Below are 13,953 nucleotides of genomic sequence, written 5' to 3'. Positions count from 1 at the left end.
CTTTCGTCTTATTCGCTCTTCGGTTGGCAAAGGGGGTTACTGACTAAAGCGCTGGCAGGGAGTCCAGTACTTCATAAGCAGGTAGTAGGTAACACCGGCGGGTATCAGGCTGGCATACCACGAGATCGCCGAGAAAGAGAGCGCCGCCACAATGCCCACCGCCGTGGCGATGAAAGCGGCCAGATTAATACCCTGATAAGGCCCGTTAACGTCATACAGTTTGTCGATATCCAGCGTGCGTCGGCGAATCACATAATAATCGACCACCAGAATGGCGAAGATGGGGCCTAAGAAGGCGGAGTAGGTCTGCACAAACAGCTGTAAGCCCGCAGCGGAGCCCGGCTGAACCAGTTTCCAGGGGAAGGTGGCGAAGGCCAGCAAGCCAACGATCACCGTGGCGACCGAGAACTTGATCTTGAAGATGTCCATCAGCACGTAGGTGGGCGGTACCACATTGTTGAGTACGTTGGTGGTGACTTGGGCGAAGGCGATAAACAGCAGGGTGGTCATTAACAGCGGGGTGTTGTCGACGGCGTTGGCAAACACCTGGATAGGGTCGGCGGTGCCGGTGGCTTGGGAGACCATATAGCCGATCAAGCCCATAAACAGTGTGCAGGGTAGAATCGACATGGCGTAGATGGTGGTCAGCAGGCTCTGGGCGGTGCCCTTCTTGTGCTCGCGGGAGTAGTCGCTGACGTTGAGCATCATGGTGCTGTAGATACCCAGGAACAGCATGGTCGCGCCCCAGAACGGCATGCCCCAGGAGCCTTCCATGGTCAGCAGGCTGGCGGAAAGCTCATCGCCATAGCGCTGCACCGTGGCGTAGAACATATACACCAGCGAGGCGAGGATAAAGGCGCTGCCGATATTCTCTAACCACTTGATGCCCTGGAAGCCCATCACCGACAGGCCGATTTGCAGAAACTGGAAGGTAATGAAGTAGAAGATAAGGTTGTCGAAACCGAACAGGGTAGCCGACACCATATTGAGTGCCCCGGCGCCAATCCAGCTTTGAAAGCCGTACCACACTACCGCCGGTACCGCGCGCACGAGGCCTGGCAGACGCGTGCCGGTAAAGCCGAAAGCGCTGCGCGCCTGCACCATAAACGGAATGCCGTACTTGTAGCCCGCGGCCCCGTTAATGGCGAGAGCTATACCGATCACAAAGCACCCGATGGCGATGGCCAGGGTGGCTTGTAACAGGTTTAAGGTGCCGACCACGCTTGAGCCCATGGCGAAGGTGCCAATGGAAACGCAGCCGCCGAACCAGGCCAGAAAATAGGAGCTACGCCCCATAATCCGGGTGTGTTGCGGGGCTAAGCTCTCCGCCCCTATTGCTTTTGATCCAGCATCGGATCGGTCGTCTGACGCAAGAGCCGAGGTTGAAGCGCTCATGGTGTCGTCCTCGCAAGATTATCGGTTTTATTAATCCCCGATTTAACATCGGGAAACGCTTGCGGCGTGGCGTGCTATTGGACGTTCGTGTTTCTTAATCTATTGTTATTAAATGTTTTTGAGTCATGGTTTTGTGAGACGTTGTTTTTTAGAGCGTTGATGGCTTAAGCGGTAGCGCAAGGTCAGTAAGCCCAGCAAACTTGCCAGTGAACGCTTTCGGCCGTGGGTAGGCGAGATCACCGTGCTTGCTGGTATACAGACCTAAACCGACCAGTGATTCCGCCAGTTTTAGCGCAGCGCTAACACCTTCCACTACCGGTAGGCCGACTTCGCGGCTGATCTCCTGGGTCAAATTCGCCATGCCGCCGCAGCCTAGAACGATGGCGCCAATGCCGTCTTCATCCCGGGCGCGGCAGCACTCTTCAACAATGCGTGTAAACGCCGCTTCAGGGTGGTGCTCAAGATCCAACACCGGAATTTCCGCAGCGCGAATGCGGCGGCAGTGGTGGCTAAAGCCGTACTGCTGTAGCAAGTGCTCGGCAATAATGCCGGTGCGGCCCAAGGTGGTCACAATAGAAAAACGGGTGCTCACCAGGGTGGCAATATGAAAAGCCGCTTCGGCAATGCCAATCACGGGTGCGCGGGTGAGTTCGCGGGCAGCGAGCAAGCCCGGGTCGCCGAAACAGGCCACCACGTAGGCATCGATGCCGCCTTCGCGCTCGCCTTTAAGCACCTCTTCGGCAACCCCCACCGCGCTGATCGCTTCGTCAAAATGGCTTTCGATCGAAACCGGGCCTGCGTCAGGCTGGGAAGCGCTGACCGTGGTGCCTGGCCCCGCCTGCTGCTGTGCTGCCTGACCCATAGCAGCGGTCATGGAAGCCGTGGTGTTAGGGTTAATGATGCGTATATGCACGTTGAGCAATCCGTATGTAAACAATATAAATTTTCTTGTATACAAAAATAGGGCGGTTTCTAGCCTTACGCAAGCCTCTAAACGTGAATAGACGATAAAAATGTCCCGCTTAAAGTTTGACCAATTGTTCAGGATTCAACAGCTTAACGATGTTTTAACTTAGAAACGCTATGAGTGTCAGGGGATTAGCGTCCGGCCGCGTTGCGGTCCGTTATTAATCTCGCTATTTTGTATACAAATAATTTTCTGCATCGCTGGGCTGCTCATTCGCCAGTGACGAGCCAGAAATAGGCATAAAAGGAGCTAGCTATGTCGTCATCCTCTAAGAGCCATTACCCACGCGACTTAATCGGTTACGGGCGTAATCCACCCCACGCCAACTGGCCCAACAAGGCCAAAATTGCCGTTCAGTTCGTGCTCAATTACGAAGAGGGCGGCGAGAACTGTGTGCTGCATGGCGATTCAGGCTCCGAGCAGTTCCTGTCAGAAATCATCGGCGCACCGGCTTATCCTGATCGCCACCTGAGCATGGAGTCGATCTACGAGTACGGCTCCCGTGCTGGGGTATGGCGCATTCTGCGTGAATTTGAGAAGCGTGATTTGCCGCTCACCGTGTTTGGCGTTGCCATGGCGCTGGAGCGCAACCCGGATGTGGCTCTTGCATTTAAAGAGCTGGGCCACGAGATTGCCTGCCACGGCTACCGCTGGATTCACTATCAGGAAGTCTCCGAGCACGTTGAGCGGCAACACCTTCAACAGGCCATGGAGATTTTTCAGCGCCTCTACGGCGAAAAACCCCAGGGTTGGTATACCGGCCGCGACAGTCCCAATACCCGACGCTTAGTTCTGGATGAGGGCGGTTTCCTTTACGATAGCGACTACTACGGCGATGATTTGCCTTTCTGGACCCAGGTGACCGATAGTCAGGGCAGTGACCACAACCACCTGATTGTGCCCTACACCCTGGACAGCAACGATATGCGCTTTGCCGCGCCGCAAGGTTTTAACACCGCGGATCACTTCTTTACCTACCTGCGCGATGCTTTTGATGTACTTTACGCAGAAGGGGAGGAGGCGCCCAAAATGTTATCAATAGGCATGCATTGCCGCTTGTTGGGTCGCCCGGGGCGTTTTCGCGCGCTGCAGCGCTTTTTGGATTACATCGAAACCCACGACCGTGTTTGGGTCGCTCGCCGGGTCGATATCGCCCGTCACTGGGCTGAACATCACCCGGCAACTCGTTAATAAGCCGCTTAATAGGATGCTATGACCCCGCATATCGGACAGCGAATTACTGCCCAGTTTGACGCGCTAAGCGCACAAGAGCAGCGGGTAGCGAGCTTTATTCTCGATCACTTTGATGATTTGGCAGTGTACAGCGCCGCCGATTTGGCGCGCTTGACCGGGGTATCTAAATCGACGGTCAGCCGCTTGTTCAAGCGGCTGGGATTCGAGAGCTACCGCACCGTTAAAGACCATGCCCGCCAGTTGCGTAACCTGGGTGTGCCCTTGGTAATCGACGCCAATGCCATGCAGGAAGAGGCTGGCGCACCGTTTCACCGCCATTTACAGCGGGAGCAGGAGAACCTGCAGCGCTGCTTAAACGGCATCGCGGCGGATCAGTTTGCTGCGCTGGTTGAACATTTGGATAGCGCGCGTCATGTAGTGGTTATTGGCTTTCGTAACAGCTACCCGCTAGCGCTGCATTTTCGCCAGCAATTGATCCAGGCGCGCACCCAAGTGCGGGTGGTGCCTCACCCAAATCAGTCGTTAGCGGAAGAGATTGTCGATCTCACCGAGCAGGACGTGGTGGTGCTGTTCGGTTTTCGCCGCCGCCCGGCGGCCTTTGCCGCGCTGGTCGATGCACTTGAGCACTCACCTGCCAAGGTGGCCTTGCTGGCTGACCCCACTGCAGTCAACGCTGCCTCACAAGTAACGTGGTTTTTTGAAACGCCACTGGAAAGCCTTTCGGCGTTTGATAGTTACGCCGCTGCCAATAGCCTGATCTGCCTGATTGCCAACGGTGTGCTGCATCGGCGCTTGGCTTCTGGCCGAGAGCGAATCAGCGCGATCAGCGATGTTTACGCCGAGCTTAGCGAGCTGGAAGCGCCGACCATGAGCGTGGATTGGAGCGCTCAGTAGCTGGAGTCTCTTCATGGTGCACCTCAGCGTATTGGCCGCTGAAAGTTGCACCAACTCGTTGCATCGCTCTCCTTTTATTCCCTCTTCTCAATGCGTCAGTCACTGCATTTTGGTTCTTGGCGCTCTCTAAACTGCTGTTCTGAAAAAAGTATGCCACTTCTGGTATCGCTGTTGCTATTAGCTGGTCAAGTGAAACGAAAGTTTCTTTGTTAGAAATCGTGCAACAAAGCTTTCATTCGCTTTGCTTCCATCGCCAAGACCACCACTGCTAATTATTCAGCGATGCGTCTCTAGCAAAACCCAGATTTTGCAGAGCATGCACCTGCCAGGAGAGCTTTATGAAATCGTTATCCCACCGCTTCAATCACTCTTTTTCGAGCCGCTTTAAGCGCTTGCAGTCCGGCGTTTTAGCCACAGGGTTGAGCGCCGCTGTTGCTCTCGGTGCTATTACTACTAGCCCCCATGTTCAGGCGGATGCGCTTGACGATATCGAATCGCGCGGCACGCTCCGCGTGGCGGTGCCGCAAGATTTCCCACCGTTTGGCTCGGTAGGCACCGATATGCAGCCCCAGGGTTACGATATCGATATGGCGCACTATCTCGCTGACGAAATGGGCGTGGAGCTTGAGCTGATTGCGGTCACGAGTGCCAACCGTATTCCCTATTTGCAGACCGGCCAGGCGGATCTGGTGATTTCCAGCCTGGGTAAAAATCCTGAGCGTGAAGCGGCCATCGACTTCTCTGAGGCCTACGCGCCGTTCTTTTTAGGCGTATTCAGCGCCGATGCGGATGAAAGCGTAGAGAGCCCGGAAGGCTTGGCCGATAAAACCATCGGGGTCACCCGCGGAGCCGTGGAAGATATGGAGCTTTCGGAAATTGCGCCGGATTCCACCACCGTGCAGCGCTTTGAAGATAATGCCACCACCATCTCCGCGTTTCTTTCCGGCCAGGTCGATTACGTCGCTACCGGTAACGTGGTCGCCGCTGAAATCGCTGAGCGTAATAGCGAGCGAGCGCCTTCGCTGGTGTATCAGCTTAAAGATTCGCCTTGCTACGTGGGCATGAATAAAAACGAGCCTGCGCTGATGGAAGAAGTGAACCGCCTGATTGCACAAGGCTTGGAAGACGGCACGCTAAATGAGCTGTCCCAGCGTTGGTTCAGTGCGGATCTACCTGAAAACTTCGGTAGCTGAGGCTCACCATGGGGCCAACACTCGATTTTCTTACCCTGTTGCCCTACGTCAGTGAGCTTCTCAAAGGATTGACCACCACGGTCATTTTGACCGTGGTGACCACCTTGACGGGATTGTCGCTGGCAGTGGCGGTAGCCTATTTACGCGTCAACGCGCAGCCATGGGTACGCTGGGGGCTGGGCGGCTATGTCGAAGTCACCCGCAACACGCCCTTCATTGTGCAACTGTTCTTTATCTTCTTCGGGCTACCGGGGCTCGGCATTAAAATTGATGCCATTACCGCTGCGTTTATTGCCATGACGCTCAACTTGGCCGCTTATAGCGCGGAAATTTTACGCGCCGGCATCAGCGCTACGGCGAAAGGCCAGTTGGAAGCGGGGCGTGCGCTGGGGATGACCACCCTGCAGAGCTACCGCCACATTGTGCTGGTACCCGCGTTTGCCAGGGTTTATCCCGCGCTGATCAGTCAGTCCATCATTGTGATGCTGGGGTCGGCGGTGGTTTCGCAGATTTCGGTATTCGATCTCACCTACGCCGCTAACTTTATCCAGTCGCGCAACTTTCGCAGCTTCGAAGTCTACCTGCTGATCACCCTGGTCTATCTGCTCCTCGCTTTTGGTATGCGGCGCAGCTTTATGCTGGTGGGCAAGCGGGTGTTCGCCTATCAGCAAGGAGAGCAGCGATGATTGAGTTCACCTTCTGGGACATTCTGCGCAACCTGCTGCTGGCAACCCGCTGGACCATTCTTCTATCGCTGATTGCCTTCGTAGGCGGTGCCACGGTGGGGCTGCTGCTGACCTTTATGCGCCTCTCCAGCAACCGCTGGCTGCAGCGCTTAACGTCTCTTTATGTTGACCTGTTCCAAGGCACGCCGCTGTTGATGCAGCTGTTTTTGATCTTCTTTGGCGCGGCCGCACTAGGCCAGCCGATTTCAGCCTGGCTGGCGGCTTCCGTCGCACTGACGCTGTTCACTAGTGCCTTCTTATGTGACATCTGGCGCGGCTGTTTAGAGGCGGTCGCCAAAGGACAGTGGCACGCGGCGCGGGTGCTGGGGATGAACTACTTCCAGACCATGCGCCATGTGATTCTGCCCCAGGCACTGCGGCTTTCGATTCCGCCTACCGTGGGGTTCTCGGTACAGGTCATCAAAGGCACGGCGCTAGCCTCCATCATCGGCTTTGTGGAGCTCACCAAGGCGGGCACCATGCTCAATAACGCCACCTTCGAACCCTTCACCATTTTTGCCCTTGTGGCCCTGCTTTACTTCGCGCTGTGCTTCCCCCTTTCCTGCTACGCGCGCTATCTGGAGAAAAAGCTCTATGACGCTGGTCTACGTTGATAACGTTCATAAAGCCTTTGGCGAGCTGGAAGTGCTTAAAGGTATTAACCTTTCGGTGGCGCAGGGCGAAGTGGTGGCGATTATTGGCCGCAGCGGGTCGGGTAAAAGCACCCTGCTGCGCTGCCTGAATCAGCTGGAAAAACATGATAGCGGCGAGATCACCATTGCCGATAAGCAGCTCGATGCGGCGTCGATGTCGCCCAAAGAGCTGAGTGAGAACGTCGGCATGGTGTTTCAAAGCTTCAACCTGTTTCCCCATAAAACCGTGGGTGAGAATGTCTGCCTGGCGCCACGGGTAGTGCGCGGCGATCAAAAGGCTGACGTCGATAAAATTGCCCGCCAAGTGCTGGAGAAAGTCGGTCTTTCGGATAAGTACGATGCCTACCCGGCCCAGCTCTCCGGCGGGCAGCAGCAGCGAGTGGCTATCGCTCGGGCGCTGGCCATGCGCCCTAAAGTAATGCTCTGCGATGAGGTAACCTCTGCCCTTGACCCCGAGCTGGTCGGGGAGGTGCTGCGCGTGCTGGAAGCGCTGGCGGCCGAGGGTATGACGCTGATTCTGGTCACCCATGAGATGAGCTTTGCCCGTGACGTGGCGGATCGCGTGGTGTTTATGCACCAGGGGCGCATCCATGAAGAAGGCGCCCCCAGCGAACTGTTCAGTAATCCGCAAACGCCGGAGTTGAAGCAGTTTATTTCTGCCGTGCTCTAGTCTTTTTAGACGACAAAGCCTAGCGTACTATCGTATACAAGGATGAATACATAGAGCCGTCGTAAAGACAGCCAACCAACACGCCATGCTCAATTAGAAAGGGAGAAACAATGCCAACAAATAGTCGCTTGGCTAACTACTACGCCCCCACCGGCGGGCATCCGCCGCAAACGCAAATTACCGCTGATCGCGCTGTCTTTACCGAAGCGTACGCGCTGATCCCAAAAGGCGTCATGCGCGATATCGTCACCAGCAATCTGCCGTTCTGGGAAGGCACGCGATTGTGGGTACTGGCGCGACCGCTGTCGGGGTTTGCCGAGACATTCTCTCAATACATTATGGAAGTGCAGCCGGGAGGCGGTAGCGATAAACCGGAGCCAGATCCCCACGCAGAAGGCGTCTTGTTTATAGTGGAGGGTGAGTTATCACTTACGTTGTTAGGCGGGCATTACACCCTGCGGCCCGGCGGTTACGCGTTTATCCCCCCCGGTAGCACGTGGCAAGTGCGCAATGAATCTGATGCGCCGGTGCGTTTCCACTGGGTCCGCAAGGCGTATGAATTTGTGGAAGGGCTCGAGGTGCCAAAGGCGTTTGTTACCAACGAGCAGGACATTGCACCCATCGAAATGCCGGGCACCGAAGGGCGCTGGGCCACCACGCGCTTTGTCGACCCAGCGGACGTTCGCCACGACATGCACGTCAATATCGTGACCTTTCAGCCCGGCGGCGTGATCCCTTTTGATGAAACCCATGTCATGGAGCACGGCCTTTATGTGCTCGAAGGCAAGGCCGTGTATCACTTGAATCAAAATTGGGTAGAAGTAGAAGCCGGTGATTTTATGTGGCTACGCGCTTTCTGCCCCCAGGCCTGCTACGCCGCTGGCCCAGGGCCGTTCCGGTATCTGCTGTATAAAGATGTTAATCGTCATGCCTCTCTTAAACTGTCATCTCGCTAAGGAACTGCCATGTTAGAGCTAAAAGCCGAGCCGCTAACGGTTGAAGCCTTCGCCCCCTTTGGCGATGTGATTGATGCGCGTACGTCAGCGTCGTTTCCTATCAACGCCGGGCGCACTCAGCGCCACCATGATCTTGCCAAGGTGGAAACCCTGGGCGAAAACGCGCACGCGCTGATTAATATCTTCGTGAGCCAGCCGATTACACTTCCGCTGGAGCTAACGTTTTTGGAGCGTCACCCCCAGGGTAGTCAGGCGTTTATGCCGCTGCACCAGGAGCGCTTTATTGTCGTGGTGGCGCCACCTGGTGAACACATCAACCCAGAAGATGTACGCGCCTTTGTTACCGATGGTCGCCAAGGGGTGAACTATCGCGCCGGTACCTGGCACGCCATTCAATCGGTACTGGAGCGCGAAGGCGAGTTTTTGGTGGTGGATCGGGGTGGCGAAGGCAACAACTGCGATGAGTTTCCGCTTGCGATCACCGTGACGTTGCAATGATCCGCACCTGATGTGTTACACCGCTGTCATATCGCACGCGTTAAACTGATAAGCTAGGGTGACGACATAATGTTACTGCAAACAGTCACACACGCTAATTCGCATGGTTGGAACACAATGAACGCACTGCACTTCTCCTCGATCCGTCGTACCAAAATTGTCGCCACCCTTGGGCCTGCCAGCGACCGTGAAGGCGTGTTGGAAGCCATGCTCCAGGCGGGTGTCGATGTGGTGCGTTTGAATTTCTCCCATGGTACCGCCGATGATCACCGCCGCCGGTTAACCGAGGTGCGTGACATTGCCGCCAAACTGGGGCGCAGCGTAGCCGCTTTGGGCGACCTGCAAGGACCTAAAATTCGTATTGCCCGGTTCAGGGATGGCGCCGTGGTACTTAAAGAGGGCCAGCCTTTCATCCTCGATATGGAGCTCGACGGCGATGCTGGTGATAGCCACCAAGTGGGCTGTGACTACAAGACCCTGTCACAAGACGTGGCCGCCGGCGATCGCCTGCTACTGGACGACGGGCGTGTGGTGCTGGACGTGGCCCGGGTTGAAGGGCAACAGGTGCATACCACCGTAGTCGTCGGCGGCAAGCTCTCCAACCATAAAGGCATTAACAAGCAGGGCGGCGGCCTCTCTGCCCCGGCGTTGACTGAGAAAGACAAAGAGGACCTCAAAACCGCCGTTGAGATTGGCGTCGACTATCTGGCCATTTCCTTCCCTCGCCATGCGGAAGACATGCTGGAAGCGCGCCGTTTGCTGGGCGAAGCGGGTAAGGAAATTGGCCTAGTGGCCAAGGTTGAGCGTGCCGAAGCGGTCGCTGATGACGCCACGCTGGACGGTATTATCGAAGCGTCTGAAGCAGTCATGGTGGCGCGCGGCGATCTCGGCGTGGAAATTGGCGATGCCAAGCTGGTCGGCGTGCAAAAACGCATGATCAAGCGGGCGCGTTCGCTTAACCGGGCGGTGATTACGGCCACGCAGATGATGGAGAGCATGATTTCAGCGCCGCTTCCTACCCGTGCTGAAGTGTTCGACGTGGCCAACGCCGTACTGGATGGCAGTGATGCGGTCATGCTCTCGGCGGAAACCGCCGCAGGCGACTATCCGCTGGAAACCGTCGAAGCGATGTCGCGTGTTTGTTTGGGTGCCGAGCGGGAGAAGTCCGCCCAGGAGTCCGGCCACCGCATTCATGAGGGCTTTACCCGCCCGGACGAAACCATTGCGCTTTCCGCCATGTACGCGGCCAACCATATGACGGGTATTTCGGCGATTGCCTGTATGACCTCGTCGGGCTATACACCGCTAATCGCTTCGCGTATTCGTTCCGGTCTGCCGATTGTGGGTTTGGCGCACAACCCTATCGCACAGCGCCGTATGGCACTCTACCGCGGTGTTGTCTCGTTGCCGTTCGATACCTCTGAAATGACCGCCACCGAGCTGAACGACCGTGCTCTGGAGTTACTGGTGAAGATGGGAATTTCCAAAGCCGGTGATCACGTGATCCTTACCCGCGGTGACCATATGAATGCTCACGGCGGCACCAATACCATGAAGGTGATGGAGATTACTGACGAGCATGCTAAAAGCTAAATCAGCGCATGGGCTGCTGCTCGCCTGCTTGCTATCAACAAGCGCCCCCGCAATAGCGGCGGCGCCTATTGTCGCCGCCGCTTCTGATCTTCAGTTTGCGCTAACCGAGGCCGCCGAGCAGTTTCAGCAGGAAACCGGTTACGACCTGCGCTTGAACTTTGGTTCCTCCGGCAACTTCCGCCGCCAAATTGCCCAGGGCGCGCCCTTTGAGCTCTATCTCTCTGCAGACGAGCGCTACGTTCAGGCGCTTTATGAAGAGGGGCACACTCAGGATGAAGGCGTGATCTACGCTATTGGCCGATTAGTCTGGATGCAGCAAGCGGGGCGCGGTGATTTACCCAGTGACGATGCGCCGCTGGCTGGGGTCGACGCTGCCCTAGAAGCCCAAGAGAGCGGAACCAATGAACGAATCGCCCTGGCGAACCCTGAGCACGCGCCCTATGGCGTAGCGGCGCAGCAGACGCTTGAGCACGCGGGGCGTTGGGAGCCAACAGAGGCGCTGCGGGTGCTGGGCGAAAATGTCTCCCAGGCGGCGCAATTTGCGCTTTCCGACGATGCGCGTGGGGGACTAGTGGCATACTCACTGGCCCTGGCACCTTCTTTACGCGAGCGAAGTGAGTACGTACTTATCCCTCAGAGCTGGCATGAGCCTTTGCGCCAACGCATGGTCTTGACCAACCAGGCGGGAGATGTCGCCACTGCCTTCTATCAATGGCTGCAGCAGGACGAGGGGCAAGCCATTTTGCGTACCTACGGGTTTAGCGGCGAATGATGGGCCGGCCATAATGGATTGGTCGGCGCTTTCGGTCTCGCTTCGCCTTGCGGGGTTTACCTGCTTAATCTTGCTTCCCGTCGCTATTTGGCTAGGTCGCGCCCTGGCCTACGCGCGTTTTCGCGGCAAAGGTCTATGTGAGGCATTCGTTGCGCTGCCGCTGGTATTGCCACCCACCGTTCTAGGGTTTTACCTGCTGTTGAGCTTTGGCCGCGATGCGCCGGTGGGGTCGCTTTGGGCGGATCTGACCGGCGACGGGCTGAACTTCACGTTCACGGGGATATTACTCGCCTCGCTGATTGCCAACCTGCCATTTGCCGTGCAGCCCATCCAGCGCGCCTTCGAGCATATTCCCCACAACCTGCGGGAAGCAGCCTGGTGTAGCGGCTTGGGCCCGTGGCAGACGTTGCTGCGTATCGAACTGCCCTTGGTGTGGCCCGGTATTCTGTCAGCGGCAGCGCTAACGTTTGCCCATACGCTGGGCGAATTTGGTGTGATCTTGATGGTGGGCGGGGCAATAGATGGCGAGACCCGGACCCTCGCCATTGCTATCTATGACCGTGTTCAAGCGTTCGATGAACAGGGCGCGGCGCAGATGTCGGCGCTGCTGCTATTGGTGTCGTTTATTACCTTGGGGCTCGTCTACGGTCTGGCCGGTCGCCGACGGTGGGCACGTGGCTGATTTGGTTTTGGATGGGCTTGCAGCAGGGCTAAGGGTCGCGGTCAATCAAACGGGACCGATTCCACTGGCCGCCGAGTTCACCTGCCAACCCGGCGAACTGCTGGCGCTGGTAGGGCCATCCGGTAGCGGTAAAACCACGCTGCTGCGCACTATTGCTGGGCTCTATCGTCCCCAGGGTGGGCGAGTGGAGTGCGCGGGAGATAGCTGGTTTGATGCTGAACGTAAGCATTCACTTTCGCCACAGCTTCGGCAAGTAGGCATGGTGTTTCAAGACTATGCGCTGTTTCCCCACTTGACCGCGTTAGAAAATATTCAACTGCCGCTGCGCCATCTGCCTCAACCCCAACGCCGGGAGCTAGCGGAGCAGTGGCTGGCCAAGGTGCGTCTAGAGGGACTAGGCAAACGCTACCCCAACGCACTTTCCGGTGGCCAGCGCCAGCGTGTGGCGCTCGCCCGTGCCTTGGCCCGCGACCCCAAAGTGCTGTTGCTCGATGAGCCGTTTTCGGCAGTAGACCAAGTCACCCGGCGCCGTTTGCAGCGCGAGCTGGCGCTGCTCCGCCAGCAAATCGCGATCCCCATCTTACTGGTAACGCATGACCTGGAAGAAGCCACGGCACTGGCGGACCAAATCTGCGTGCTGCATAACGGCGTCAGCCTTCAGCAGGCTCCGCCGGATGAGCTGTTCAGCCGCCCTGCGTCGCCGTTGGTGGCGCGCTTGCTGGATCGTCATAACCTGTTCGAAGGCGTTGTCATTGCAGTGGAGGGGCAGCGACGCCTGCAGTGGGGGGCGTGCATCTTAGAAGTTGCCGAGGGGCTCGCTAACCTGTCGTTGGGCGAGACCGTGACCTGGTATTTGCCGCCTTCTGATATTGTGCTTCACCGCCGTGATCGGCCTTCCCAAGGCGAGCGGGAGAACCCACTGGCAGCCACGGTTGAAGAGTTAGTGGTTCTGGGGGGCATTACGTCAGTTTCCTTGCGCGTCCAACATGGTGATATGTTACGTTTCGATATCGCCACCCATGCCGTACGGCGTAACCAGTTAACCCGCGGTGCCGGGGTGAACGTTTCACTGCTAGCAGCAGGCATTCACTTGCTGCCAGGCCACCGAGTTCGCGCAGATGCGCATGATAAAAGGAAGTAAGCATGGATCCCACGCGTCGCACGCTGCTGAAAGCATCGCTACTGTTACCGCTGGCGGCGCTACTGCCGATGTCGCTACTCAGCTCGTTTGCTTGGGGGCAAGCCACGGCGAAAGACATGCAAACGCTGACGCTGGCCATTCATAATGAGAGCGGCCCACACCGTCTAGAGGTGGAAGTGGCGGAAACGGCGCCCCAGCGTCAGCGCGGCTTGATGGAACGGGAGAGCTTGCCGGAAGCAAACGGCATGCTGTTTCGCTTTGAGAGCGAGCAATCGGCCAATAACGCCTTTTGGATGTATCGCACTCTGATCCCTCTCGATATTGCTTTTATCGATGCGAATGGTCGAATAGTGGCGATTAATACCATGCAGCCCTGCGAATCCTCCACGCCGAGCGACTGCCCTTCCTACCCAGCTGGGGCGGCGTATCATTCAGCGCTAGAGGTCAACGCCGGTTACTTCGCCGAGCGCGGCATTAAGGTGGGCGATTGTGTCTCCATCCCTGAGGAAGCCGGTTACTGCCAGCCTGCGGATTAACCGGGTCGAGGGCAGCGGCTGAGATTGATGTTGAGAACGCAAAAATAAAAAAGCCCCAACAATGTTGGGGCTTAAGGATCGAAA

General features: G+C 57.0%; 15 protein-coding genes. 13 read left to right on the top strand and 2 right to left on the bottom strand.

The window, feature by feature from the left end:
* Positions 1-36: 36 nt before the first annotated feature.
* Both ACW44H_RS15205 and ACW44H_RS15200 read right to left on the bottom strand, forming a co-directional pair.
* Positions 37-1,395, bottom strand: coding sequence for an NCS1 family transporter (locus ACW44H_RS15205; RefSeq protein WP_457505388.1), 1,359 nt, complete (start codon positions 1,393-1,395; stop codon positions 37-39).
* 148 nt (positions 1,396-1,543) lie between these two features.
* A complete protein-coding gene (locus ACW44H_RS15200) occupies positions 1,544-2,308 on the bottom strand; it encodes an aspartate/glutamate racemase family protein (RefSeq protein ID WP_457505387.1) in 765 nt (254 codons plus the stop codon).
* 309 nt (positions 2,309-2,617) lie between these two features.
* Here ACW44H_RS15200 and puuE point away from each other — a divergent pair, with 309 nt between their 5' ends.
* The 13 genes from puuE to ACW44H_RS15135 all read left to right on the top strand — a co-directional run bounded on the left by puuE (position 2,618) and on the right by ACW44H_RS15135 (position 13,869).
* Entirely contained in the window at positions 2,618-3,553 is a 936-nt protein-coding gene (gene puuE / locus ACW44H_RS15195) for an allantoinase PuuE (RefSeq protein WP_457505385.1), read from the top strand.
* A 21-nt stretch (positions 3,554-3,574) separates the two neighbouring features.
* Entirely contained in the window at positions 3,575-4,450 is an 876-nt protein-coding gene (locus ACW44H_RS15190) for a MurR/RpiR family transcriptional regulator (protein WP_457505383.1), read from the top strand.
* Positions 4,451-4,788: 338 nt separating this feature from the next.
* A complete protein-coding gene (locus ACW44H_RS15185; protein WP_457505381.1) occupies positions 4,789-5,643 on the top strand; it encodes a transporter substrate-binding domain-containing protein in 855 nt (284 codons plus the stop codon).
* Between the two features lie 8 nt (positions 5,644-5,651).
* Complete coding sequence (locus ACW44H_RS15180) at positions 5,652-6,329, top strand: amino acid ABC transporter permease (RefSeq protein WP_457505379.1); 678 nt, start codon at positions 5,652-5,654, stop codon at positions 6,327-6,329.
* Entirely contained in the window at positions 6,326-6,982 is a 657-nt protein-coding gene (locus ACW44H_RS15175; protein ID WP_457505377.1) for an amino acid ABC transporter permease, read from the top strand. Before ACW44H_RS15180 ends, ACW44H_RS15175 begins: the two co-directional genes overlap by 4 nt.
* Entirely contained in the window at positions 6,963-7,691 is a 729-nt protein-coding gene (locus tag ACW44H_RS15170) for an amino acid ABC transporter ATP-binding protein (RefSeq protein ID WP_457505375.1), read from the top strand. The genes ACW44H_RS15175 and ACW44H_RS15170 overlap by 20 nt, the downstream gene beginning before the upstream one ends.
* Before the next feature lie 110 nt (positions 7,692-7,801).
* On the top strand, positions 7,802-8,647 hold the full coding sequence (locus ACW44H_RS15165; RefSeq protein WP_457505374.1) for a bifunctional allantoicase/(S)-ureidoglycine aminohydrolase: 846 nt from the start codon (positions 7,802-7,804) through the stop codon (positions 8,645-8,647).
* A 9-nt stretch (positions 8,648-8,656) separates the two neighbouring features.
* Entirely contained in the window at positions 8,657-9,145 is a 489-nt protein-coding gene (locus tag ACW44H_RS15160) for an ureidoglycolate lyase (RefSeq protein ID WP_457505372.1), read from the top strand.
* Between the two features lie 117 nt (positions 9,146-9,262).
* Positions 9,263-10,738 (top strand): pyruvate kinase, encoded by a 1,476-nt coding sequence (gene pyk, locus ACW44H_RS15155; RefSeq protein ID WP_457505370.1) that lies wholly within the window; start codon positions 9,263-9,265, stop codon positions 10,736-10,738.
* A complete protein-coding gene (modA, locus tag ACW44H_RS15150; protein ID WP_457505369.1) occupies positions 10,725-11,510 on the top strand; it encodes a molybdate ABC transporter substrate-binding protein in 786 nt (261 codons plus the stop codon). The genes pyk and modA overlap by 14 nt, the downstream gene beginning before the upstream one ends.
* A gap of 13 nt (positions 11,511-11,523) precedes the next feature.
* The gene (modB, locus tag ACW44H_RS15145) at positions 11,524-12,192 is read left to right on the top strand and encodes a molybdate ABC transporter permease subunit (RefSeq protein WP_457505367.1); all 669 of its coding nucleotides are present in this window, start codon (positions 11,524-11,526) and stop codon (positions 12,190-12,192) included.
* Positions 12,185-13,333, top strand: a complete 1,149-nt coding sequence (locus ACW44H_RS15140; RefSeq protein WP_457505366.1) for an ABC transporter ATP-binding protein — start codon at positions 12,185-12,187, stop codon at positions 13,331-13,333. The genes modB and ACW44H_RS15140 overlap by 8 nt, the downstream gene beginning before the upstream one ends.
* A 2-nt stretch (positions 13,334-13,335) precedes the next feature.
* Positions 13,336-13,869 carry a DUF192 domain-containing protein gene (locus ACW44H_RS15135; protein WP_457505364.1) on the top strand — a complete coding sequence of 178 codons (534 nt, stop codon included), beginning with the start codon at positions 13,336-13,338 and terminating at the stop codon, positions 13,867-13,869.
* Positions 13,870-13,953 lie beyond the last annotated feature (84 nt).

It is taken from the genome of Vreelandella sulfidaeris Esulfide1, assembly GCF_054072535.1.
This window is presented reverse-complemented; position numbering and strand designations above follow the sequence as displayed.

Excerpts from the sequence above, each read along its gene's own strand:
- pyk (WP_457505370.1), top strand. The coding sequence starts at position 9,263 with ATGAACGCACTGCACTTCTCCTCGATCCGTCGTACCAAAATTGTCGCC.
- ACW44H_RS15135 (WP_457505364.1), top strand. The coding sequence starts at position 13,336 with ATGGATCCCACGCGTCGCACGCTGCTGAAAGCATCGCTACTGTTACCG.
- ACW44H_RS15180 (WP_457505379.1), top strand. The coding sequence starts at position 5,652 with ATGGGGCCAACACTCGATTTTCTTACCCTGTTGCCCTACGTCAGTGAG.
- ACW44H_RS15165 (WP_457505374.1), top strand. The coding sequence starts at position 7,802 with ATGCCAACAAATAGTCGCTTGGCTAACTACTACGCCCCCACCGGCGGG.
- puuE (WP_457505385.1), top strand. The coding sequence starts at position 2,618 with ATGTCGTCATCCTCTAAGAGCCATTACCCACGCGACTTAATCGGTTAC.
- ACW44H_RS15175 (WP_457505377.1), top strand. The coding sequence starts at position 6,326 with ATGATTGAGTTCACCTTCTGGGACATTCTGCGCAACCTGCTGCTGGCA.
- ACW44H_RS15160 (WP_457505372.1), top strand. The coding sequence starts at position 8,657 with ATGTTAGAGCTAAAAGCCGAGCCGCTAACGGTTGAAGCCTTCGCCCCC.
- ACW44H_RS15190 (WP_457505383.1), top strand. The coding sequence starts at position 3,575 with ATGACCCCGCATATCGGACAGCGAATTACTGCCCAGTTTGACGCGCTA.
- ACW44H_RS15205 (WP_457505388.1), bottom strand. The coding sequence starts at position 1,395 with ATGAGCGCTTCAACCTCGGCTCTTGCGTCAGACGACCGATCCGATGCT.
- ACW44H_RS15170 (WP_457505375.1), top strand. The coding sequence starts at position 6,963 with ATGACGCTGGTCTACGTTGATAACGTTCATAAAGCCTTTGGCGAGCTG.
- modA (WP_457505369.1), top strand. The coding sequence starts at position 10,725 with ATGCTAAAAGCTAAATCAGCGCATGGGCTGCTGCTCGCCTGCTTGCTA.
- ACW44H_RS15185 (WP_457505381.1), top strand. The coding sequence starts at position 4,789 with ATGAAATCGTTATCCCACCGCTTCAATCACTCTTTTTCGAGCCGCTTT.
- modB (WP_457505367.1), top strand. The coding sequence starts at position 11,524 with ATGGATTGGTCGGCGCTTTCGGTCTCGCTTCGCCTTGCGGGGTTTACC.